The organism is Porphyromonas crevioricanis, assembly GCF_900167225.1.
Lineage (GTDB): Bacteria > Bacteroidota > Bacteroidia > Bacteroidales > Porphyromonadaceae > Porphyromonas > Porphyromonas crevioricanis.
This window is the reverse complement of record NZ_FUXH01000001.1, coordinates 193,371-216,902: the sequence shown is the minus strand read 5'-3', so window position 1 is coordinate 216,902 and position 23,532 is coordinate 193,371. Positions and strand designations below refer to the sequence as shown.

Annotated in this window: 19 protein-coding genes; 8 read left to right on the top strand and 11 right to left on the bottom strand. The window is 44.8% G+C overall.

Annotation, left to right across the window (positions count from 1 at the left end):
• Positions 1-77: 77 nt before the first annotated feature.
• Entirely contained in the window at positions 78-1,076 is a 999-nt protein-coding gene (gene bioB, locus B5D48_RS00925; RefSeq protein ID WP_023937749.1) for a biotin synthase BioB, read from the top strand.
• Positions 1,077-1,286: 210 nt separating this feature from the next.
• Here bioB and B5D48_RS00920 read toward each other — a convergent pair whose 3' ends face one another.
• Positions 1,287-2,483: an acetate kinase gene (locus B5D48_RS00920; protein WP_023937456.1), complete on the bottom strand. Its 1,197-nt coding sequence runs from the start codon at positions 2,481-2,483 to the stop codon at positions 1,287-1,289.
• Positions 2,484-2,508: 25 nt separating this feature from the next.
• On the bottom strand, positions 2,509-3,516 hold the full coding sequence (gene pta, locus B5D48_RS00915; protein WP_023937457.1) for a phosphate acetyltransferase: 1,008 nt from the start codon (positions 3,514-3,516) through the stop codon (positions 2,509-2,511).
• A gap of 426 nt (positions 3,517-3,942) precedes the next feature.
• Between pta and B5D48_RS00905 the strand changes: the two genes are divergently transcribed.
• Both B5D48_RS00905 and B5D48_RS00900 read left to right on the top strand, forming a co-directional pair.
• Entirely contained in the window at positions 3,943-4,728 is a 786-nt protein-coding gene (locus tag B5D48_RS00905) for a threonine/serine exporter family protein (protein WP_023937459.1), read from the top strand.
• A 6-nt stretch (positions 4,729-4,734) separates the two neighbouring features.
• A complete protein-coding gene (locus tag B5D48_RS00900; RefSeq protein WP_023937460.1) occupies positions 4,735-5,235 on the top strand; it encodes a threonine/serine exporter family protein in 501 nt (166 codons plus the stop codon).
• Positions 5,236-5,910: 675 nt separating this feature from the next.
• Here the strand turns inward: B5D48_RS00900 and B5D48_RS00895 are convergent.
• The 9 genes from B5D48_RS00895 to B5D48_RS00855 form a co-directional block, all read right to left on the bottom strand.
• Complete coding sequence (locus tag B5D48_RS00895; protein WP_023937463.1) at positions 5,911-8,025, bottom strand: M3 family metallopeptidase; 2,115 nt, start codon at positions 8,023-8,025, stop codon at positions 5,911-5,913.
• A 172-nt stretch (positions 8,026-8,197) separates the two neighbouring features.
• Positions 8,198-9,397 (bottom strand): methionine gamma-lyase, encoded by a 1,200-nt coding sequence (gene megL, locus B5D48_RS00890; RefSeq protein WP_200805327.1) that lies wholly within the window; start codon positions 9,395-9,397, stop codon positions 8,198-8,200.
• Positions 9,398-9,576: 179 nt separating this feature from the next.
• Positions 9,577-10,857, bottom strand: coding sequence for a serine hydroxymethyltransferase (gene glyA / locus B5D48_RS00885; protein ID WP_023937467.1), 1,281 nt, complete (start codon positions 10,855-10,857; stop codon positions 9,577-9,579).
• Between the two features lie 47 nt (positions 10,858-10,904).
• A complete protein-coding gene (locus B5D48_RS00880; protein ID WP_023937469.1) occupies positions 10,905-12,284 on the bottom strand; it encodes a tryptophanase TnaA in 1,380 nt (459 codons plus the stop codon).
• A 319-nt stretch (positions 12,285-12,603) separates the two neighbouring features.
• Positions 12,604-14,418, bottom strand: a complete 1,815-nt coding sequence (locus B5D48_RS00875) for a T9SS type A sorting domain-containing protein (protein ID WP_023937470.1) — start codon at positions 14,416-14,418, stop codon at positions 12,604-12,606.
• A gap of 523 nt (positions 14,419-14,941) precedes the next feature.
• Complete coding sequence (locus B5D48_RS00870; RefSeq protein WP_042120251.1) at positions 14,942-15,334, bottom strand: rhodanese-like domain-containing protein; 393 nt, start codon at positions 15,332-15,334, stop codon at positions 14,942-14,944.
• Positions 15,307-16,722 (bottom strand): MBL fold metallo-hydrolase, encoded by a 1,416-nt coding sequence (locus tag B5D48_RS00865; RefSeq protein ID WP_023937473.1) that lies wholly within the window; start codon positions 16,720-16,722, stop codon positions 15,307-15,309. The genes B5D48_RS00870 and B5D48_RS00865 overlap by 28 nt, the downstream gene beginning before the upstream one ends.
• Before the next feature lie 100 nt (positions 16,723-16,822).
• Positions 16,823-17,620, bottom strand: a complete 798-nt coding sequence (locus B5D48_RS00860; RefSeq protein ID WP_023937475.1) for a sulfite exporter TauE/SafE family protein — start codon at positions 17,618-17,620, stop codon at positions 16,823-16,825.
• Between the two features lie 65 nt (positions 17,621-17,685).
• Entirely contained in the window at positions 17,686-18,309 is a 624-nt protein-coding gene (locus B5D48_RS00855; RefSeq protein WP_036890327.1) for a Crp/Fnr family transcriptional regulator, read from the bottom strand.
• Positions 18,310-18,658: 349 nt separating this feature from the next.
• Here B5D48_RS00855 and B5D48_RS00850 point away from each other — a divergent pair, with 349 nt between their 5' ends.
• The 5 genes from B5D48_RS00850 to B5D48_RS00830 form a co-directional block, all read left to right on the top strand.
• Positions 18,659-19,405 (top strand): polyprenol monophosphomannose synthase, encoded by a 747-nt coding sequence (locus B5D48_RS00850; protein WP_023937478.1) that lies wholly within the window; start codon positions 18,659-18,661, stop codon positions 19,403-19,405.
• Positions 19,402-20,763, top strand: a complete 1,362-nt coding sequence (locus tag B5D48_RS00845; protein WP_023937479.1) for a dihydroorotase — start codon at positions 19,402-19,404, stop codon at positions 20,761-20,763. The genes B5D48_RS00850 and B5D48_RS00845 overlap by 4 nt, the downstream gene beginning before the upstream one ends.
• A gap of 116 nt (positions 20,764-20,879) precedes the next feature.
• On the top strand, positions 20,880-22,037 hold the full coding sequence (locus tag B5D48_RS00840) for an NAD(P) transhydrogenase subunit alpha (protein WP_023937480.1): 1,158 nt from the start codon (positions 20,880-20,882) through the stop codon (positions 22,035-22,037).
• A 111-nt stretch (positions 22,038-22,148) separates the two neighbouring features.
• Positions 22,149-22,460: an NAD(P) transhydrogenase subunit alpha part 2 gene (locus B5D48_RS00835; RefSeq protein WP_036887747.1), complete on the top strand. Its 312-nt coding sequence runs from the start codon at positions 22,149-22,151 to the stop codon at positions 22,458-22,460.
• Positions 22,457-23,532: NAD(P)(+) transhydrogenase (Re/Si-specific) subunit beta (locus B5D48_RS00830; RefSeq protein WP_143742781.1), on the top strand; the 1,076-nt coding region annotated here is incomplete at its 3' end. The genes B5D48_RS00835 and B5D48_RS00830, both read left to right, overlap by 4 nt.

Sequence of the window (23,532 nt, the reverse complement as noted above, 5' to 3'; positions counted from 1 at the left end):
AATGAAATTCCCATCAACTCAAATTCATTACCCACCCTCATTAATCGAGGATACAACTCATATACCTTCTGAATAACATGATCGATTTTTTAGCCTCGAGAATTATAGAAGGCGGCCTTATATCAGAGTCAGAAGCTTACGCACTACTCGACTATGTGGAGCAAGGTAAAGAAGCAGCTCGGGAAAGGCTTTACGAGGCCTCTCACCGCATCACCCGGAGTCTTAATGGAGTGCGATTTGACACCTGTTCCATCATCAACTGCAAAAGCGGTAATTGTCCGGAAGACTGTAAATGGTGTGCACAGAGTGCCCACTACAGCACTCAAGCAGAGGCTTATGCTCTACTGTCCGACGAGCCATCAGTCAAACTAGCCCGCTACAATCGACAAAACGGCATCAGCCGTTTTTCCCTTGTTGGCAGTGGACGAAAAGCCTCAAACAGGGAAATCGAACATCTATCGGCAACATACAAAGCCATTGCCCAAGTTACTGATATCAAGTGCTGTGCTTCGCTCGGACTGCTTAATGAAGAACAGTTATCCAAGCTCTATTTGGCTGGAGTGAAGACTTATCACTGCAATATGGAAACGGCTCCATCCTTTTTCCGACAACTCTGCACCACTCATACTCAGCAAGACAAACTTGCAACGATAGAGGCCGCTCGCCGGGTAGGAATGCAAATATGCTCAGGTGGCATTATCGGTATGGGCGAAACCGCCCGGCAACGCATCGAGCTGGCTCTCTATTTGCGTTCCATCGGGTCTCTCTCTATCCCAATAAACATTCTACAACCTATACCCGGTACTCCTCTTGGCTCAGCACCCCCTCTGTCTGTAGATGAGATTTTCTGCACCATTGCCTACTTCCGATTTGTCAATCCTACAGCTTATTTACGCTTCTCAGGTGGCCGAAAAAGGCTCTCCGATGAGGAGCAACGCAAGGCTATATACATAGGGATCAATGCTGCTATCACTGGAGATATGCTCACCACAGACGGAGAACAGGTAGCTCATGATATGGCTATGATAGAACAGATGGGGCTGCACAACGAATGGGAGTACGAATGGAATAAGTGAGTTTGCAATCGGCTCTGCAATCCACAAAAAGTCTCTCATCTCTGGTATTTCGGTAGTGAGAGATTTTTTTCATAGAATATGATTTGCATAAAAAAGGAGCAACAGTTTCTGCAAGACTGTCCTCCATAAAAACAAAAAAATAAGAGGCGCGCCAAAAAATCATATTTTGGCGCGCCTCTTATCTATAAATTCGAGAGGAAGGGGCTTACATTACCCCAATATCTCCATTGTATCTTTAGCTATCAAGAATTCTTCGTCTGTAGGAACGACAATCACTTTCACTCGACTGTCAGAAGAGCTGATCACTTTCTCCTCACCACGCATATTGGTATTGACGGACTTGTCAATCTTGACTCCCATAAACTCAAGCCCTTCGCAAGCTATTTCACGAGTTGTCCATTGGTTTTCGCCTACCCCTCCGGTGAAGACAATCACGTCCACACCACCGAGAGCAGCAGCGTAGGAGCCGATGTATTTCTTAATACGATAGTCATACATCTTCATTGCCAATATCGCACGAGGATTACCGGCCTTGATGGCTCCTTCTATGTCACGCATATCGCTTGATACACCACTTACACCCAAGACACCGCTCTTTTTATTGATCATCTCGGAGAGCTGAGCCAGAGTCATGTTTTCTTTCTCCATAACAAAAGTCAAGGCACCCGGGTCTACATCTCCACAGCGAGTTCCCATCATCAGACCGGACACTGTACTCATACCCAATGATACATCAATAACCTTGCCCTGCTTGATAGCGGCGATAGAAGCTCCATTACCAATGTGAGCCGTAATGATATTCACTTTGTTGATATCCAAGTTGAGTATCTCGCAAGCTCTCTGACTTACATAGCGGTGGCTGGTTCCGTGAAAGCCATAGCGACGTACTCCATGTTTCTCATACATCTCGTATGGCAAAGTACTCATGTAGGCATAGTCCGGCATCGTCTGATGAAAAGCCGTATCAAATACCCCTACCTGGCGGATATTGGGGAGGATGGCCTTAATAGCCTCTATCCCTTTGATATTGGCAGGATTATGTGCTGGAGCCAAATCTGTACACTCTTGGAGAGTCGTAATCACATTCACATCGATCTCCACACTATTGGCGTATTTGCTACCGCCATGTACCAAACGGTGGCCAACAGCTTCTATCTCGTTGTAATCCTTGATACAGCCATATTTCTCACTGCGCAATGTCTCAAGAATAAATCCTACAGCCACAGTATGTTCAGGCATATTCTTCTCCAGCACAACCTTCTCTCCATTGGGAAGTTTGAGCTTTAGGAAGCTATCGGGCAAGCCCAATTTCTCCACTCCACCTTCGGCCAACACACTGCCCTGAGGCATATCTATAAGCTTATATTTTACTGAGGAGCTACCACAGTTAAGAACCAATATCTTCATATCTGTCTAAAGAAAATTCAATCAATTATTTTTTCAAAGCAATAGCTTGATTAGCCGTGATAGCCACGAGCTTGTATATATCATCCACAGAACATCCACGGCTGAGATCGTTCACCGGAGCCCCCATTCCCTGAAGTACCGGGCCAATCGCTTCGGCATGACCCAACCGTTGCACCAACTTGTATCCGATATTTCCGACTTCCAGACTCGGGAAAACCAGCACATTGGCCTTACCTGCCACCGGGCTGCCTGGAGCTTTCAGCTCACCCACCTCTTTGATCAAAGCCGCATCGGCCTGTAATTCTCCGTCAATCATTTCATTAGGGGCTTTCTGCTGAGCAAGTTTGGTTGCTTCTACCACCTTATCTACAAATTCGTGTTTGGCACTTCCCTTTGTGGAGAAGCTCAACATAGCCACACGAGGCTCGATGCCGGCCAGAACGCGAGCAGACTGAGCAGAAGCTACTGCTATCTGTGCCAACTCCTCGGCACTGGGGTTGGGGATCACTGCACAGTCAGCACAGCAGATCATACCCTTTTCGCCCAAATCTTCGGCCTTGGTAAAGAGCATAAAGAAACCACTCACACAGCTAAAGCCCGGAGCTGTCTTGATAATCTGTAGGGCAGGACGAAGTACATTACCAGTAGTGTTGATGGCACCGGCTACTTCTCCATCTGCATCTCCATTCTTGATCATCAAACAAGCCATATACAAAGGATCCTCGACCAGCTTAGCAGCCTGTTCGGGGGTCATCCCTTTTGATTTGCGCAATTCAACCAGAAGATCTATGTAGGTCTGTTTGTGAGGATTATTCTGTGGGTCTATGATTTCAGCTTGCCCGATATGTTTCAGGCCCAACTCATCAGCCTTGACTTTTATCTCGGCTGATTTGCCCAGTAATATTACTTTCACTACGCCGTCAGCCAACAGTTTGTCAGCCGCCTGCAATGTACGGGGTTCATTACCCTCCGGTAGGACAATGCGCTGAGGCATGGCCTTTGCCCGGTTGATAATTTCTTGTAATACGTTCATTATGGATATGTTTATTAAGATGTATTTGCTTTTAACTGTTCGTTTTGAGCACTACAAAAGTAAGCAAAACCTCACAGTGTCTGAACTGTTCCGTGCGAGAAATGTCCTCCATTTGATCGCTTGCCAAACAACTAAAGGAGCTATCTTTGCTGCACCAAACAAGTATGTCGGGGTAGTTGGGAAGAGACCTAACAATCTTTATCAATTTCCCGGGCAAGGCTGGGAAGGGTGTAGGTAAAATTGAGGTTGTATTGGTCAGTGTTGATGTTCAGAGTTGGGTGATAGAAATTCCTGTCTGGAAGCTATTCTGCCAAGATTACAAAAGGATAATCGACAAAACAACCCTCATATGGATTTATTTGTCTATGTAATACGATTTTATATACATCCTGCCCTGTTTTATGGAATTACCGCACAGATAGCAAAATGACTATTAACCACCTCAAACAAATCGCCACTTTTTTGGCTGAATATTCTGCCAGACTCATTGGCTCCGGTGTTCATACTTCACGGACAGTCCGCAATACGAAACGCATAGGGAATGCCCTCGGAGCGGAAGTTCACCTAAACCTCTCGATGAAAACCATGACTCTCACGGTCTGTGATCAAGAGAGCGGAGATATTATCACTGAAGTGATCGATATACCCACACTCCCAATAAAATTCGTACTAAACTCCGAACTAAGTGCACTCAGCTGGGAAATACACGACAAAAAGCTCTCTATAGATCAGGCGCAGGAGCGGTATGAAGAAGTGCTGCTCAAGTCGAACAGGCAAAAATTCTGGCAAGCCTGGCTATTGATCTCTCTATCCAATGCATGTTTTTGTGCTCTTTTCGGTGGAGATTTTTTTGCCTGCATACTGGTTGCTTTCGCAACAGCAGCGGGCTTCTATGTTCGTAAGTATTTGATTGAGAAACGAGGCTTGAATGCCTATGTAGCCATAACAATAGCCGCTGCGATCTCCTCCGGATTGCCGGCTCTGGCCCTTTATCTCGGATATCCGACAACGACTCCTGGCACAGCTCTCGCAACCTCTGTCCTATACATTATCCCCGGAGTTCCCCTGATCAATGGTATTATAGATATTGTGGAGGGGCATACTCTCTCGGGAACCTCTCGACTCATTCACAGTGCTCTCATCATCCTAAGTATAGCCTGCGGTATGGCCATCACCCTACTAATCACCACGGGAACTATAGCCCAAATATAATCGCTTATGGACTTCCTCACCCCTCTTTTACTCGATGCTTTCTTTGCCGGCATGGCTGCAGTTGGATTTGCAGCCGTATCCGTTCCTCCCCGCCGATCTTTTCCTCCAATTATCATATTAGCAGCTTTGGGGCACGGACTCCGCTGGTTCCTAATGAACCGTTTGGGAGTGGATATTGTAGGAGCCTCTCTCTTAGCCTCTATCCTTATCGGGTTTGGTAGTTATGTATTTGGCCGTTGGTGGACCCACTGCCCCATGACAGTACTCTACATTCCAGCTCTTCTACCCATGATACCCGGTATGTATGCCTACAATGCCGTGTTGAGTTTGGTACGCTTTGTGATACACCACAAAGAGGGCGCATTGGCTATTCAGTATATGCAAGACTTCCAAACGAATATGATTATTGCTGTAACAGTACTTTTCACCTTGGGAGTTGGCTCTATTTTGCCGGTGTTTATCCTACACAAATCCTCTTATACCCTTTCGCGAAAAAAGAAATACTAAGGAAATTCGCTTAAGCATTCCAGTCTCAAAGTCGCATAGCTCTTTGAGAGTATTGCACAATCCACTCTCTTCCGGATTGTGCAATCTTTTATATGCGGATTTTCGGCTGCATTTTTCTCGTCTCATCTGCATTCCACAAGGCTCTTTCCAAGATGCTTCCTTCTGTTTATTTTTATATTCTATTGTTTCCTATCTGAGAGGTTTTCTCTACTCAAATCAGAGGTCCTTCATTGAGTTTTTCTGCTCTTTTTTTGATGTGCATGGGAGCCGTTTTTTGCTAACACGGGAGAGAACGAAAATTCTCTCCCGTGAGAGCAAACTTTTTCTCCTGTGTTAGCAAAATTTCTCTCAGGAGAGAATTTTGACCCTCTCAGAACAGCCTATTCATCGGGGTTTTGAGAGGTCGATATAATGCATAAAAAAGGCTGCTGTTTACTTCCTAAAAAAGGTCTCTCTTTTTTCTCTTTTTCCAATTCTTACAGGGCACAAGAGTTTACAAAACATATACAATCAAACAGTCGAGGCAAAGAGATTTTGAATGCCCATACGACGGACTCCAAAAGCTGAACCAACAAATCCTTTCCTATCAAAAAGATAGAGAGTGCCTGCCTTCTTCTCGGGCAGACTCTCTCTATCTTTTTGAGTCGTTTTTGTTGAGCTCAAGAAAAGGACTGACTACATCACCCCTCTCGATTTCAACAGATCTTCCACTTTAGGCTTTTCCAGACCAGTGAAAAGAGAGAACAACTTGGCTAGATCTTCCGTATGTCCTTTAGACAAAATCATTTCACGGAAACGTTGCCCTCCCTCAGCTGTCATTCCTCCGTTAGCCTTGAACCATGTGTAGATGTTTTGATCCAAAACTTCCGACCACAAATAAGCATAATAGCCGGCAGCGTAGCCAATGGAGAAAATATGGCGGAAATAAGGAGACTTGTAGCGAGGAGGAACCTGGGCATTCAATATCCCCATTTTCTTCAATGCTTCGGCTTCAAAAGCCTCTATATCGTTTATGTCCGTATCAGCCGAAATGCTATGCCAAGCCATATCGATAGTCACAGCAGAAAGATTTTCACCCAAGCTATATGCCTGATTGAAATGAGAGGCCTCTTCCATTTTTGTCAATAGAGAATCTGGCACAACTTCTCCCGTCTGATAATGCTTGGCATAATGAGTCAGCACAGAAGGCTCAACGGCCCAGTGTTCATTAAACTGCGAAGGCATTTCCACAAAATCACGAGGTACGGCTGTACCGGACAGAGATACATACTTCTGCGAGGCAAACAACCCATGCAGGGTGTGTCCAAACTCATGGAAAAGAGTACCTACTTCATCAAAAGTCAATAGACAAGGTTTGCCTGGCTCCGGCTTGGTGTAGTTGCAGACATTGTATATGATGGGCTTGGTTCCCTCCACTGTACTTTGTTCTTGCCAGTTGCTCATCCATGCTCCGCCACTCTTAGATGGACGTTTATAGAAGTCAGTGTAGAGCAAAGCTATCTGTTCGCCACCTTTGTCAAACACATCAAAAACTCTCACATCTTCTTGATATACAGGCAAGTCATCTCTCTCCTTGAAGCTCAATCCATAGAGGGCATTGGCTGCATAGAAAACACCATTGTGCAATACGCTGTCAAGCACAAAATACGACTTCAGTGTATTTTCGTCCAGATCGTACTTTTCCTTACGTAGCTTCTCGGCATAATAAGCCCAATCCCAGGCTTCGAGCTTCATACTCTTATCTCCGGTGAGCTTCTGCATATAGCTCTGAAGCTCATTTGCATCGGTCTTAACTTTTTTGCTATAACCGGCTGCAAGGGTACCAAGCAAATCATAGATATGCTCAGGAGTCTTAGCCATTTGGTCTTCTACTTTCCATGCGGCAAAAGAGTTGTACCCAAGCAACTTTGCTTTTTGTGCTCTCAATTTGGCAATACGACGAATAATATCTCTTGTATCATTGACATCCCCTTTGGAGCAACGATTTACCGAAGCTTCGTAGAAACGACGCCTCACCTCTCGGTTTTCGAGGAAAGCCATCTGAGGTTGCTGTGTTGTATTAGTGAGCTGGAGCAGATATTTCCCTTCATGCCCCTTTTTCTTGGCTTCTTCAGCTGCAGAGGAAATCTCTATGTCCGTAAGTCCTGCCAATGAATCTTTGTCTGAAACCAAAATATAATTGGCATAAGTTGCGTCAGTCAGCTTCTGCCCGAACTCAGTAGAAAGAGAAGCCAATTGAGCATTGATCTTTTTCAACTCTGCTTTATCCTGAGCCGACAAATTAGCCCCGGCACGGACAAAATCATTGTAATAATACTCAACTAAGCGTTTGTCTTCTCCCTCCAATGCCTCAGAGCGTGTTTCATAGACTTTCTTGATACGAGCAAAAAGAGCCTCATTCAGAAAGATCGCATCGCTATGATCAGAGAGTTTGGGCATCATTTCAGATTCAATGGCTTTCAACTCATCATTGGTATGAGCCGAGACCAAGCCAAAAAAGACAGCCGATACTCTGCGCAAAGACTTACCGGAAAGTTCCAAAGCCAATACCGTATTGTCGAAACTTGGTTTTTCACCGTTGTTTACAATAGAGTCAATTTTGGCCAATTGCTCATTCATGGCCACTTCGAAAGCCGGCTTAAAATCGGAATTTTTGATACTGGCAAAGTCGGGCGCACCCATGAACAGCTCGGAAGGTCGGAGCAAGGGATTTTCTTCGCCCTGCTTTGCCCGTTGTGTACATGATGATACCATAACTAACAGAGCTAAAGCTAAAAGCGTTTTTTTCATACTTGTTGTTTTGATTAGTGAGACAGAAAGGAATTACTATTGTCTGCGAAGATAACAAATTTGCTTTGAGCACTTTCCCAAACACAAGCCCCCCAACCGAGCACGATTGGGGGGCAACATAAATGTCCTAAAAAAATCCTGCCTAAAGAGGCTTGGGAAAATAGGGATATAATCAGATCAGTTTGTCTAACCCTTGTTTAAGGTCAGCTATGATATCTTCCGGATTTTCCAAACCGACGGAAAGCCGCACAAGACCTTCGGAAATATCACTGGCGGCACGCTCTTCGGGAGTATAAGGAGAGTGAGTCATAGAGGCCGGGTGCTGTATCAATGTTTCAGTATCTCCAAGACTGACAGCAAGAGAACAAAGTTGCACGCTATCCATAAGAGTAATACCGGCTTCTCGTCCGCCTTTGACTTCAAAAGCAATCATCGCACCGGGCTGATCCATAAGCCTTTTAGCCAAGTCATATTGAGGGAAGCTCTTCAGACCCGGATAGGCGATATTTTGCACAGCGGGATGCTGCTCAAGGAACTCGGCCACTTTTTGAGCATTACTGCAATGACGATCCATGCGAACCTCAAGAGTCTTCATTCCTCGGTTGATAAGCCAAGCATCGAACGGGCTCATGGAAGCTCCAGTCAGGTCTTTTACTCCCAACAAACGCACTTGATCGATATACTCCTTTTTCCCCACTGCAAATCCGGCGATTACATCACCATGCCCATTGAGATATTTTGTTGCCGAATGAACTACCATATCTGCGCCATGCTCTAATGGGCGAGTGAGATAAGGAGTGGCGTAGGTATTATCCACCATTACTTGCACGCCTTCTTGACTGTGGGCGATCTTAGCTACCGCATCAATGTCCGTGATGTACATATTGGGGTTGGCAGGAGTCTCTATGTACACAAGTTTAGTATTGGGTCTCATGGCCTTACGCACGTTTTCTGGATCGCGCATATCTACAAATGTGACCTCTACTCCATAGCGACTAAGACCATGCTCCAGGAAAGAGAAGGTACAACCATAGAGGGTCTTGCCTGCTACAATGTGATCTCCAGCCTTAACCAGGACCCAGATAGCGGAGCTAATAGCTCCTATTCCAGAAGACATACTGCACGCAGCCTCTCCACCTTCCAGCATGGCCAACTTTTCTTCCACCATGGTACAAGTGGGATTGCCGAGTCTGGTATAGATATAACCTTCTTCTTCCAATGCAAAACGTTTACCTCCTTGGGCAGCATTCTCAAACACGAAAGTGGAAGTTTGGTAGATAGGAGCAGCCAATGTACCAAACTCATTTTCTACAGATCCGGCATGGATGGCGCGGGTAGCAAAGCCGCTTTTTTTCAGCTCTTCATTTTTCATCATATCGCTTCGATGTTTTGAGGCAAAGTCTCGTTCGGCCAAGCCTCTGTCTTTAATTCTAAATTGTAGGTCAGATATAGAGAATCTACAGATTTCATATACCCAAAAGCCCTCGTCAAATCAAACGATTTGCGAGGGCTTTTAATCATTCATTGAGCAATAACTTTACTGCGAGAGAATTACCAGGCATACAATTCGTAGGCCGACATCATCTTGTTCACCTCTGCTCGTACGGCTGCTATGACTTTCTCATCCTCTGGAGAAGACAACACACGGTCGATCATTTCTACAATTACTCCCATTTGGTCTTCTTTCACCCCACGGGTAGTGATCGCCGGTGTACCCAGACGGATCCCAGAGGTCTGGAAAGGAGAACGTGTGTCGAAGGGTACCATATTCTTGTTGCAAGTAATATCGGCTGCCACAAGAGCTTTCTCTGCCACCTTTCCTGTCAGCTCGGGGAACTTAGTCCTCAAGTCTACCAGTATACAGTGGTTATCCGTTCCGCCAGAAACGAGTTTATAACCCTTATCTACGAGAGCTTGGGCCATGGTAGAAGCATTGAGCTTAACCTGCTGTTGGTAAGCCTTGAACTCAGGCTGCAAAGCTTCTCCAAAAGCAACAGCCTTGGCTGCAATCACGTGTTCCAAAGGACCTCCCTGCACGCCTGGGAATACAGCAGAATCCAAAAGTGCAGACATTTTCTTGATTTCCCCCTTAGATGTTTTCTTATCCCATGGGTTTTCAAAGTCTTTGCCAAGCAAAATAATTCCACCACGAGGGCCACGGAGTGTTTTGTGTGTAGTAGAAGTTACAACGTGGGCATATTTGAGCGGATTCTCAAGCAGACCCGCAGCAATCAGCCCGGCAGGGTGTGCCATATCTACCATGAGGATTGCACCAATCTTGTCTGCTATCTCACGCATACGCTTGTAGTCCCACTCACGACAATAAGCCGAACCACCACCAATGATCAGTTTAGGCTTTTTCTCCAAAGCCACACGTTCCATCATATCGTAGTCTACACGGCCATCCTCTTCGCCTACGTTATACTCACAAGGACGATAAATCAAACCAGAGCTATTGACTGGAGCTCCATGCGAAAGGTGTCCGCCATGCGCCAAATTGAGCCCCATAAAAGTATCCCCCGGCTCCAAACAAGCAAGCAACACTGCCATATTGGCTTGAGCTCCCGAGTGAGGCTGCACATTCGCCCATTCGGCGTTGTAGAGTTGCTTGATACGATCTATGGCGATTTGTTCGCTTTGGTCCACCACTTCGCAACCTCCATAATACCGTTTACCAGGGTATCCTTCAGCATATTTATTGGTCATGTAGCTACCCATCGCAGCCATCACCTGATCACTTACAAAGTTCTCCGAAGCGATTAGCTCAATACCTTTGAGTTGGCGCTGATGCTCTTTCTCAATCAGGTCGAAGATTACATTGTCCTTCTTCATTGTACTTAATCTGTTATTTTTATGTAGTAATACTGATAAGTTCGCACTTATTTGGCCTTGTCCAGCTCCACCGTAAAATGACGCATCACTGGCAATTCTGCTGTAATCACATATCCTCTCTTGATGCTGTCTCGTCTGTCATATACATTCTTCACGGCAGCAGCCACTACGTCCATGTGGTTGTCCGTATAGGTGCGTCTCGGGATGGCCAAGCGCAACAATTCCAAACGAGGATAACGGTTCTCTCTTGTAACCGGATCACGGTCTGCCAAAATAGAACCAATCTCCACGCCTCGGATGCCAGCTTCGAGATAAAGCTCTACAGCCAATGTTTGAGCAATAAATTCTTCCTTGGGGACATTCGTAAGGATCTTTTTTGCATCGAGAAATATGGCATGTCCACCTGCTGGTCGCTGGTAAGGGATGCCATATTCATCCAATTTGGCACCCAAATAAGCAACCTGATGAATGCGAGAATCCAAAGTATCGAACTCGGTCCCCTCATCCAATCCTTGAGCCAAAGCGTTCATGTCACGTCCGCTCATTCCACCGTAGGTGATATAGCCCTCATTCATAATGCAGAACATTTGGCACCTATGCCATAAGTCTTTGCTCTTGAAAGCAACAAATCCGCCCATATTTACGATCGCATCTTTCTTGCTGGACATCGTCATTATATCAGCGTATTGGTACATCTCCCTTACGATTTCCTTTATTGTCTTATCCGCATAGCCTTCTTCTCTTTGTTTGATGAAATATGCATTCTCGGCAAATCGAGCGGAGTCCATCAAAAGAGGTACATCGTACTGCTTACATAAAGCAGCAACCTCTTTGATATTCTTCATAGAAACAGGTTGCCCTCCAGCCGTATTGTTTGTAACGGTCAATACCACACAGGGGAGCTTGTCATGTGGAGTTTCTTTGAGGATTTTCTCCAATTTGGCAGGATCCATATTTCCTTTGAAAGGGATTTCCAACTGAGTATCTGCAGCTTCATCTATCGTGCAGTCCGGCGCAGCACAACGCCTGAATTCGATATGTCCCTTAGTCGTATCAAAGTGAGAATTACCGGGCACCACATCTCCCTCCTTCAATATAGTGGAGAATAGGACATTCTCAGCCGCACGCCCTTGGTGAGTAGGCAAGAAGTAATCAAACCCCAAAATATCTTTGATTGCTGACTTCATATTGTAATATGAACTGGCTCCTGCATAGCTTTCATCACCCAACATCATGGCAGACCACTGACGATCACTCATCGCTCCGGTACCGGAGTCAGTAAGCAAATCGATAAATACTTGCTCACTTTTGAGTTGGAAAAGATTGTAATGCGCATCTTTGATCCATTCTTCACGTTCCTCACGGGTACTTCTGCGAATGTGCTCTACCATTTTGATGCGGTAAGATTCGGAAAAAGGAAGCTTCATAACATATTGTTGTTTTAGGTTTTAAGGCACGTTGTATCGGCCTTTGCTTCGCAAAAGTAGCCTTTTATTTCGACTCATGGGCTCTTATTAAGACTTATTCTTTAGTCTCAGAAAAGAGTGTTGAAACAGCTTTCTCAAGCAGTTTCATGAGAGAAAATCAAAAACAAAAGAGATCATTACATATGCTCATTAACGCAACAGTCTCAAAAGAATCAGAAGCCTCAAGACAGAGACAATAAAAAAGTTCCCTCCCCAAGGTTAATCTCCTCGGGAAGGGAACTCTCTATCTGAATTTAGTATTAAAAAATTGGAAGGAAGATCAATGACGCACCTCTATGGTCTGAATATCTTTACCCACCTGTACTAAGTAAAATCCATTCAACAAGCCAGACAAGTCAATAAGAGCGTGCCCCTGAGTATCTGCCAGTCCTGTATATACAGGGCTACCATCAATCGAGAAGATACGTATCTCAGCTTGTGCTCGCGCTCCAGTAAGAGTTATGTAGCTTGCAACGGGATTGGGATAGAGTTTCAAAGAAGGATTTTCTACGATTTCAGCAGCCCCACCTTGTACGAATGTCACTACCACTTCGCTCTTTTCCTTTAGATGAAACTCCTTATTCTCGGTAATATCCTCTTTACCGACTTTGATACTCTGCAAAGCCCAACCAGCCTTAGGTGTGGCCTCAACGGTAAGTTTTTCTCCTACTGGGACTTTGCTTAGATCATGAAATCCTTTTACAACAACATCCCCCTCTCCTATAACCTTAGTTGTTACAGGGTAAACCAATCTTCCAAAAGTTGCTTTTACAACCGTATTTTCTCTCACTACAAATTTCTTTTTATCACGAATATCCACACCATTGGCAGTAAGTTCGGACAGATATATACCTTGGAACTTATAGTCAATAATTACACTCAACTCAGTGTCTCTCTCAACTGATTTCAAATCAACATCCTGTTCGATACGCATTGTAGCAAACTGTGGATCAAAATCCAGAGTTACACTAAACTTAGGTGTTTCCGTCCCATCTCCATCATATTCATTTTTACCATCATTTGCGCCTCCCTTATGATCAAATACTCTCCATTTCTTTGCTTTCATTCCCTGTACCTGTGTGGGAGTAATTCTGTTGCCTTCGTTGGCATTCTTCGTATCCACAACTGCAAAAAGACCGGGAAGATCATCTGTTTTAGCTCCAAGAGAAGATATCAACTTTTCCATCTTAGATGCATCTCCAATTCGGTTTCCGTAGCATTTAAGGATTCGACACTGTGGGTTCTTAGTCAAATCAATCTCACTCAACTTATTGTTATCACACTCAAGCTTCTCCAACTTGCTAAGGGAGGAAAGATCTATTTTTTCGAGTCCATTCTTGCTTATATGCAGAGCTGTCAAGGAAGGGAGATTACTCAGAGTTATTTTACTAAGATTGTTATTACTCAAGTCCAGTTCCTCCATACTCTCAAAACCATCTATAATTATCTCAGATATTCTATTGTCGGAGCAGCCAAAAATTTCCAGATAAGGAACTGTTGACAGATCTATCGACTCAAGATAATTCTCAGAACAAGTAAGTGTAGTAAAGTCATCCGAAGAAGGGAGCTTCAATGAGGTTATTTTATTCTTTCGACACATAAGTGTCTCCAGAGACTCATTAGAAGAAACATCTAATGAAGAAAGGTTATTGTTCGTGCAGTGCAAAGCCTGAAGTCTTTTTAGAGGACTGACATCTAAACTTGTCAGCTGTCCATTTTCTATCAGAACTTCATACAGATCTTCACTTTCGGAAAAAGATACTGCAGAAAGTTGATTGACTCTGGTGCATTCAAAAGTAGAAAGCTTACCATGCAGCTTAATTGTTGTCTTTGTAATAGGACGTCTAATAATATCCTCCCATTCTTGTTGATCAATTTCCTCACCACCATCTTTTTGACCATTGTTGTTCCAGTCGATCCAACAATCTTTCTTATCTTCATCTCGAGCAGATATACTGAATGCCCATTCACCGGACGTATCGTTCACCGTCAAAGTTACTACTGGTTCTACTGCATAAGAATAAGTTGTCATCAGGAACAGGCCTGACAACAGTATGCCAAAAAACTTGGCAAGAGAAATTGTAGATTTGCTCATCTCACTTCAATTTTTAGAATAGTTTTTCTTCGATCACTAGATAGAGGAGTCCACACTCAAAAGGATAATTATATCACCACCTCTGCTCAATTCTCAGAGCTCCTCTATTTCTCAGATAATTGCGAGGCGATAAGACAAAAGAAGAGAAAGCAACCTCTCTCGACAACAAGGATAACAAGAATTAAACCATATTACGAGAGACCGCTCTCGTAAACAATCCACCCCTATTCATCAGAGAGTTTGATTCCTCAGCCGAGACAAATATATAGAAAATTGGACTACCCCCTCTCGAAAAAGTAAAAGCATAAAAGAAGATCCTCTATTTTGATCGAAAAAATTTAGCAATGATCTAACTCGCAACTGCATCAGACATTTACTTTGAGCATCTTCATATTCGAGAGCACTACTCAAACTTTAAGTTTTCGGACTACGAAGTGAACCCTAAAAATTGGACGAAAAACTTTCAGGGTGCACTTCTCTATGACCTCCCTTTTTGTTCCTCACATCAAGAAACAAGGCCTCCTTATTGGCTTCTACAGATTTGTTTGACAGAGGCTACATTCTCCCAAGTTCCTCCATTGATCACATTGTCAAATCCATTTCGCTCAAGTATGCTCTTGGCCTGCAAACTTCGACCTCCACTACGACAGAAAACAACAATAGTCTTCTTGTCTTTGAATTTGTCGATCTGGGCCTGAATCTGATCCAATGGGATATTTACAGCTCCCCGCACACTGCCAGAGGCAAATTCTCCAGGAGTACGAACATCTACGAGATAAGCACCTTCTTGTATAGCCTGTGCCAAACGATTGTTATCTGGCTGGCCGAAAAGATTCTTGAATAATCCGAACATGATAAATACGATTGATATATATACGATGGTTAATACTATTTTTTTGATACTCTGCTTTGACATACAAAATCAGTTTTAGAAATATTGGTCTGAGCAATAGCGGAAAAGCCTCCGATTATGTCCGTAAAATTGCGATAACCTCGTGCTTGCAAAATGCTTGCAGCAATCATACTGCGATAACCACCGGCACAATGCAGATAGAAGTGTCTGTCTCGTGGTAACTTGCCAATCCAGTCATTGATGTAATCCAGAGGCTTATTGTCAGCTCCCTCTACGTGCTCAGAAAGGAACTCGCTCTCTTTGCGTACATCTATCACAAGATCAATGCCTAAATCAACTGTGTGGGCAAACTGCTCGGCAGAGATACGCTCTACCCTATCGATCTGCTTGCCAGAAGCAAGCCAGCTCTCAAAGCCTCTGCCAAGATAGCCCAATACATGATCGAAGCCTACACGCCCCAATCGAGTAATAACTTCCTCTTCTCGACCCGGATCCGCAACAATAAGAATAGGTTGCTGCACATCTATGATCATAGCCCCAGCCCAAGGCGCAAAATCACCATCTACTCCAATGTTCACAGATTGAGGAATAAATGCCGAAGCAAAATCCTCTATAGCTCTGGTATCAAGTATCAATGCTCCAAACAACTTTGCTTTACTCTCAAACTCGTCCGGAGAGAGAGCCTCAAGACTGCGACCAAGTACCTTTTCAAAATGGTCATAACCAAGTTTATTCATTGCTACATTCCCTCCAAAATAAGCCGGAGGGGGTAGTAGCCCATCAATCACAGAAGCGATGAAAGCCTCTCGAGAAGGTTGGTTGAAAGCATAGTTTACACGCTTTTGATTGCCAAGAGTGTCCACCGTCTCTTTCATCATATTTTTTCCACAAGCAGATCCAGCTCCATGTGCCGGATAGATAACAATGTCATCCGCAAGAGGCAATATCTTGTTGTAGAGGCTATCATAGAGCAGACCTGCCAGCTCTTCTTTGGTCAAATTGGCTGCTTTTTGTGCCAAATCAGGGCGTCCCACGTCTCCCAAAAAGAGTGTATCACCACTAAAAAGGGCGTGTTCATGCCCTTCCTCATCCGTGAGCAAAAAGCAAGAGCTCTCCATCGTATGTCCGGGTGTATGAATCACGCGAATTGAAACCTTCCCTACTTTGAAAATTTGATTATCCTCAGCGACAATAGCTTCAAAACCAGGCTTGGCAGTGGGGCCATAAACGATCTGTGCTCCAGTGTCATGACTCAAGTCAAGATGCCCACTCACAAAATCTGCATGAAAATGTGTCTCGAAGATATATTTAAGCTGCACGGCATCATGCGCAAGCCTATCTAAATAAGGCTTCGTATCACGCAAAGGGTCTATAATGGCTGCTTCTCCTTCCGAGGAAATGTAATAAGCTCCTTGAGCCAAACAACCGGTATAAATCTGTTCTACTTTCATCCGTTCTAAATATTTTGATGTCTATTTTTTCTGAACACAAAGATCCACCAAAGCAATTAGCTGTACAGCTACTTTTGTTACACAAATGGGGAAATCGAAATCATATACCGATTACTTCCCTAAAAATGATGTATACTCCCATCGCCAAGACAAACCAACCAAAGAGCGGTTTCAATTTATTGCTGTCAATTCTCTTGGAAAGTATTATACCAAAATAAATGCCCACAGAAGCAAATACCGTAACTAACAAAAGAAGGCTCCAATTCCAATAGGCAATCCCTTGCTCCCCAAGTACACCAATAAGGGATTTGGCAGAAATGATGATTAAAGATGTCCCAACCGCCTCTTTCATGGGAAGTTTGCCAAGAACAAGCAAAGCCGGAATGACCAAAAAGCCACCACCGGCTCCAACAAGGCCGGTGAGAGTACCAACTATAGTTCCTTCGAGTAGAATAAGTCCATAGTTGAAATGACTTCTATTAGTTTCTGCTTTCGGTTTGTCTTTCTCTGTTCGGATCATACTCAAAGAAGTCACAAGCATCATGACAGCAAAGAGCAGCATCAACAGCATCCCCCGTGTAACTAAAAAGCCATTGATACGAAAGACCTCATACGGAATAGCAGGGACCAAGTAGGCTCTGGTAAGAAACACTGCCACAATGGAAGGGAAGCCAAAGACAGCTGCAGTACGAATATTTACCAAATTAAGACGGAAATAAGAGACACTCCCTACTGCACTGGTTATCCCAACAATGAAAAGCGAATAGGCCGTGGCCAACATGGGGTCTACTCCCATCAGATAGACCAATACGGGCACGGTAAGTATACTACCACCTCCTCCGATCAGACCAAGAGCAACCCCAATAAAGACAGAAGCTAAATAACCTGCTATGTACATAAATCCTCGGGATTAAATAATAGCACAAAGGTCTTCTTCTCCCGAGACTCGTACAGCTACTTTGGTTACATAAGAGAGATTTTGTTACGCCCAAGACGAACCTGACCAGCTTCTTCCAGCTGTTTGAGCAACCTGGAGACAACAGCTCGTGCCGTACCCAGTTCTGTTGCCAATTGCTCATGTGTGATCTGAATGGTAGATGAGCCGGTAAGTTCGGATTTCTTCCGAAGGAGAGATAACATACGCTCATCCACTTTCTTAAAAGCAATAGCATTGATCGTCTCCAACAATTCCTCAAAACGCTTGTGATAAGATCGAAAGATGTAGTTGAGCCACTCGGGATGCTCTTTCATAAAAAGCGAGACCTTGTCCATCGGAAGAAAAAGGATCTCTGCATCATCCTCCACTTCTACCCTGACCTTACTCGTTTCGTTGTGTAGCCCTCCAAGAAAAGACATAATACAACTCTCCCCTGCCTTGATATAGTACAACAAAATCTCTCGCCCATCCTCTTCCGTACGAATTACCCGCATTACTCCACGAGTTACGATAGGGATAGAGCGTATATAGGCATTCTCATTGAGGATAACGCTACCGGCTTCATAAGTTTTGAGGATGCTGTATTTATAGAGCTTCTCTACCAGCTCAGGAGATGAACGAAATTCGCTTACCTGTTCCAATTCTTTCATGATAGACAAACTTACGAAAACCCCACCAACCTCAACATTTCTGACTCTTATTTCAGTCAATCTATCGACTTGCAAAGACCGAGACCTATCTCTCGTGCTCTCTTTTCCAAATTGAACTATGTATAAAGGGTTTTGCATACATTTGCCTCAATAATAACGCATTTGAAACATGTTGCGCAGTGAGGTATGCAGTATTACCGACAATTAGAGGTTGAGCTCGTACCTTGACTCTCCTTCGAGTCTTGGTTTTGACTTTCAAATCTCGAGGAAAATCTGCAAGGGCTTTGTGTGAAAGATTTTCCACGCTCTTGGTCTCTCAAGCACAGTTTCGTATGACAGAATTTTGCCAATGGATAGCATTGTAATTATCCCGACCTACAATGAGCGAGAAAACATCGCTTCTATGATCGACAAGGTAATGTCCCTGCCTCATAAATTCGATCTTCTTGTTGTGGATGACAATTCTCCGGATGGAACCGCAGACATCGTACGACAAAAACAGCAGGACTACCCATCTCGAGTGCATATGATCGAACGCTCAGGCAAACAGGGATTAGGAACAGCCTACATTGCCGGCTTCAAATGGTCTTTGGAGAAAGGTTACGACTATATTTTTGAGATGGACTGTGATTTCAGTCATCCTGTAGACAAGCTACTGGAGCTGTACCAAGCCTGTTCGCAAGAAGGTGCAGACGTCTCCGTAGGATCTCGTTATATCCGTGGAGGGAGAGTAGACAACTGGCCTTTGGGACGGATTTTGATGTCCTACTTCGCCTCCGTGTACGTGCGTCTTATCACTTGGATGAATGTTCGGGATACAACCGCCGGATTTGTTTGCTACAAACGAGAAGTCTTGAATTCGATCGACTTGGATTCGATACACTTCAAAGGCTATGCCTTCCAAATAGAAATGAAATACACAGCTCATTGCATGAAGTACAAAATCAAGGAAGTCCCTATCACATTTACCAATAGAGTATTGGGGACATCCAAGATGAATTCATCCATCTTTGGAGAAGCTTTCTTAGGTGTTTTGAAGTTGAGGTATTGGCATTTATTCAAAGGCTTCCCCAAAAAGAAAGGAACTGAAAGATGAAAACCCTGCTCTCCGATGCTCTTATCATAAATGAGGGACAAAGACTGAGAGGCTCAGTATTGATAGAAGGATCGGACATCAAGGCTGTCCTCTATGAACCGGAAAAGGAAGAACATTTGCGATCTATTGCAGATGAAGTCGTAAACTGCCAAGGGCTGTATTTGCTCCCCGGTTGTATTGACGATCAGGTACATTTTCGTGACCCAGGGCTAACTCACAAAGCCGACCTCTATAGTGAAAGCCGGGCAGCTATAGCTGGAGGAATAACGTCTTTTATGGATATGCCGAACACCAAGCCCCCCACCGTTACACTGGAGGCTTGGCAGGCCAAAAAGGAGAGAGCGGCTGAATGCTCGTGGGGGAACTATGGTTTTTTCTTCGGTGGAACGAACGACAACATAGACGAGATAAAGCGAGTAGACAAACATACGGTGCCGGGGCTAAAGCTCTTCCTCGGTGCTTCTACCGGAAATATGCTGGTAGACAACAAAGAAACACTCAGAAGGATATTTGGAGAAACAGATCTGCTAATAGCTACACACTGTGAACAAGAGAACATTATACAATCCAATAAGGCCTATTATACGGAGAAATTTGGCAAAAATCTGGATATTCATTTTCATCCGCTTATACGGTCGGAAGAGGCTTGCTATCGCTCCTCCTCCGAAGCTGTCGAATTGGCCGATAAGACAAATGCGCGACTCCACATTTTGCACATATCCACGGCTCGAGAACTGGGGCTCTTCCGCTCCGATTTACCTCTGAGTCAGAAGCGAATTACGGCAGAAGTTTGTGTGCATCATCTTTGGTTCAGTGACAGTGATTACGCCCTCTTGGGCAACAGAATAAAGTGGAACCCTGCCATCAAGGCCGCTTCCGATAGAGCAGCTCTTCGGCAAGCAGTACGCAACGGATGCATAGATATTGTTGCAACAGACCATGCCCCACATCTACTGACAGAGAAAGAAGGCAACGTACTCACAGCGGCCAGTGGGGGGCCATTGGTAGAACATTCTCTGCTGCTTATGCTGGAGTTGAGCCGAATGGGAGAGTTCAGTCTGGAACAAGTTGTAAGCAAAATGGCCCATCAGCCGGCAGAGCTATTTGGCATTCCCGATCGTGGCTACATCAGGCCGGGTTATCGGGCAGACCTTGTATTGGTAGATCCTCATCGTCCTCTTTTGGTGCAGGACGGCCGAGTTCTATCGAAATGTGGCTGGTCTCCCTTTGATGGCTATTCCTTTTCCCACAGTGTCAGACGTACCTATGTAAACGGCTCTTTGGCCTACCATGATGGGGTACTGAGCCCCACCCGACCAGTAGTATACCCTCTTTCATTCCACAGTATCAAAAATTAGCAGGAAAGTCGCAAATCCTACCATTATACTTCTTATATTTGCGAAGTTTTAAGCAAAAAGAAATCTTTAGGCAGACCTAAGATTTCGCAACATACAAACTCAAACAACAAAAAGACATGATTATTGGTATTCCCAAGGAGATTATGCACGACGAAGCTCGTGTGGCATCCACTCCGGAGACAGTGGCAAAGTTGGTTCAAGACGGATTTACTGTACTTGTAGAGCGAGGAGCCGGAGATGCAGCCCTCTATCGAGATGAGGACTATACCAAAGCCGGAGCCCGTATGATAGACAAGCCCGAAGAAATCTACAACGAGGCTGAAATGATCCTTAAGGTTAAAGAACCTCTTTTCAATGAGAAGGTCGGGAAACACGAGGTAGACATGATGCACAAGGGTCAGTATTTGATCACCTTTATCCACCCAGCTTCTCCTGTCAACCACGAGATGGTAAAAAATCTTGCCAACAAGGGAGTAACAGCTATCACTTTGGATGGGATCCCCCGTATCTCCAGAGCCCAAAACCTCGACGCCTTGACCTCTATGAGTACTTGTGCAGGCTACAAAGGGATTATCATGGCCGCAGACCGTGTGACCAGTTTCTTGCCGCAGATGTTTACCGCAGTGGGCAAGATAGATGCAGCCAAGGTTATGGTTATCGGAGTAGGTGTGGCAGGTTTGCAAGCCCTGGCCACAGCCAAACGATTGGGAGCCATCACCTATGCAGCCGATATACGTCCGGCAGCAGCTGAACAGGCACAAAGCCTTGGAGCCAAAGTCATCGACACCACAGTACCCGCCGAACTGGCCATCGCAGAGGGTGGCTATGCCAACAAACTGCCCGATGATGTACTGGAGCGCGAAAGAAAAGCCCTCACAGCAGCGATACAGGAGATGGATATTGTCTTCTGCTCAGCTCTTATCCCTGGCAAGATTGCTCCGGTCATTATCACAGAGGAAATGGTCAAAGGTATGAAACGAGGATCGGTAATTGTGGATATCTCTATCGACCAAGGAGGTAACTGTGCTCTGACTCCGGCTGGAGACATCGTAGTGAAGCACGATGTAACCCTTATGGGAGTCAAGAATATCCCTGGCTTGTTACCTACAAGCTCTACTTGGATGTTCTCGAACAACCTCTACAACTTGGTAAAATATCTGGTAAAAGATGGCCAGGTAGTTCTTGACAGAAATGACGAAGTAATTGCCAAAAGCCTTGTTTGCATAGACGGAGAGTTGGTGCACGCTGGGGCTCGTGAGGCAATGGGAATCTGATATAGATCAACGAAATATTAACTCATAACCGAAGGGTGGCCACCGTGGAATTGAAAAACTCGGCGACCACCCTTTGAGCTTTATGTCCAGAAAAAAGAAAAAGAAACGATGATACATCCACTGATATTATTAGCCGTATTTGTTATTGCCACCATAGTTGGCTATTTCATCATCAAAACAGTACCGAGTCTGCTACACACACCTCTCATGTCCGGGATGAATGCTCTTTCCGGGGTTACTATCGTGGGGGCTCTGTCGGCTACCGGGGTAGCCCTGTTAATGCGCAACCATCTTTTCGTTTCCCAGTTGTTCGGCACCATAGCCATTATATTGGCTACAATTAACGTGGTCGGAGGCTTTGGCATCACGCATAGGATGCTCCAGATGTTCAACAAGAAGAAGAAAGGAGACAAACAGTCATGATTAGCACATCGGTCGTTATCATTAGCACAATCCTCTCTTTGGCTGTGCTTCTGGGTATAGCCATGATGAGCCGAGTGAAAACAGCCGTCATGGGGAATACCATCTCTGCATTCGCTATGCTTGTAGGCATTGTTCTTACAATCATCCATAGTGATATATTGAGTGCTTGGACTATCTACCCAGCTCTGATTGTGGGAGCTCTGATAGGCGGAGTTATGGCACAGAGAGTCAAAATGATACAGATGCCACAACTCGTAGCCCTCTTCAACGGATTGGGTGGAGGGGCATCGGCCTTGGTAGGTATCCTTTCGGCTTCGATGATTGGCTTTATTTTCAATACTGCATCTGATGGCTATATTCCCTTCATACGGTTTACATCCATGCTCGCTATTGCGGTTGGGATGATCACGTTGGTCGGCAGTTTGGTGGCTGCAGGCAAACTTCATCGACTATTACCGCAAAAGCCTATTTTCTGGCCTTTCCACTCTGTCGTTACGATCTTGTCTTTGGTCGTTACACTTAGTTTTATCATGCTTTCTCAAGCAATTCCACAGGATGGAAGTATGTCCATTCTTATCTTGGGTTGCGTGATCTTCTCTGGTTTGTTTGGCTTATACTTCTCCGTTCGTGTAGGGGGGGCTGATATGCCTATCACTATCTCCCTACTCAACTCCTTATCTGGGGTTGCCGGGTCTATTGCCGGTATGGCTATTGGGGATATATTCCTTGTTGCCGTAGGAGGCATTGTTGGAGCTTCCGGTCTGCTGCTCACGCAAATTATGTGTAGAGCTATGAACCGCAGCTTGGTGAGCATATTGATGGGAGTATCGAACAAACCCAAAGCAAAACAAAGCAGCATAAAGCCCCAAGAGCAAGGGAAAGTCTCTCAGCAAACAGCAGAATGCTCCTCCGATGCACCGACTCAAAAAAATGCAGGAGAAATATTGGCAGCAGCTAATAGCGTAATCATAGTACCCGGCTACGGTATGGCTTTGGCGCAGGCTCAGCATCAGGTGAAACAGCTGGCAGATGAGTTGGAAAGCAGAGGAGCCTGTGTGCGCTATGCCATCCA

Bases quoted from the DNA above. Each gene is read 5' to 3' on its own strand.
- bioB (WP_023937749.1), top strand. From the start codon at position 78: ATGATCGATTTTTTAGCCTCGAGAATTATAGAAGGCGGCCTTATATCA.
- B5D48_RS00845 (WP_023937479.1), top strand. From the start codon at position 19,402: ATGAAAACCCTGCTCTCCGATGCTCTTATCATAAATGAGGGACAAAGA.
- B5D48_RS00860 (WP_023937475.1), bottom strand. From the start codon at position 17,620: ATGTACATAGCAGGTTATTTAGCTTCTGTCTTTATTGGGGTTGCTCTT.
- B5D48_RS00905 (WP_023937459.1), top strand. From the start codon at position 3,943: ATGACTATTAACCACCTCAAACAAATCGCCACTTTTTTGGCTGAATAT.
- B5D48_RS00870 (WP_042120251.1), bottom strand. From the start codon at position 15,334: ATGTCAAAGCAGAGTATCAAAAAAATAGTATTAACCATCGTATATATA.
- B5D48_RS00900 (WP_023937460.1), top strand. From the start codon at position 4,735: ATGGACTTCCTCACCCCTCTTTTACTCGATGCTTTCTTTGCCGGCATG.
- B5D48_RS00865 (WP_023937473.1), bottom strand. From the start codon at position 16,722: ATGAAAGTAGAACAGATTTATACCGGTTGTTTGGCTCAAGGAGCTTAT.
- B5D48_RS00850 (WP_023937478.1), top strand. From the start codon at position 18,659: ATGGATAGCATTGTAATTATCCCGACCTACAATGAGCGAGAAAACATC.
- B5D48_RS00895 (WP_023937463.1), bottom strand. From the start codon at position 8,025: ATGAAAAAAACGCTTTTAGCTTTAGCTCTGTTAGTTATGGTATCATCA.
- megL (WP_200805327.1), bottom strand. From the start codon at position 9,397: ATGAAAAATGAAGAGCTGAAAAAAAGCGGCTTTGCTACCCGCGCCATC.
- B5D48_RS00855 (WP_036890327.1), bottom strand. From the start codon at position 18,309: ATGAAAGAATTGGAACAGGTAAGCGAATTTCGTTCATCTCCTGAGCTG.
- B5D48_RS00920 (WP_023937456.1), bottom strand. From the start codon at position 2,483: ATGAAGATATTGGTTCTTAACTGTGGTAGCTCCTCAGTAAAATATAAG.
- pta (WP_023937457.1), bottom strand. From the start codon at position 3,516: ATGAACGTATTACAAGAAATTATCAACCGGGCAAAGGCCATGCCTCAG.
- B5D48_RS00875 (WP_023937470.1), bottom strand. From the start codon at position 14,418: ATGAGCAAATCTACAATTTCTCTTGCCAAGTTTTTTGGCATACTGTTG.
- glyA (WP_023937467.1), bottom strand. From the start codon at position 10,857: ATGAAGAAGGACAATGTAATCTTCGACCTGATTGAGAAAGAGCATCAG.
- B5D48_RS00840 (WP_023937480.1), top strand. From the start codon at position 20,880: ATGATTATTGGTATTCCCAAGGAGATTATGCACGACGAAGCTCGTGTG.
- B5D48_RS00880 (WP_023937469.1), bottom strand. From the start codon at position 12,284: ATGAAGCTTCCTTTTTCCGAATCTTACCGCATCAAAATGGTAGAGCAC.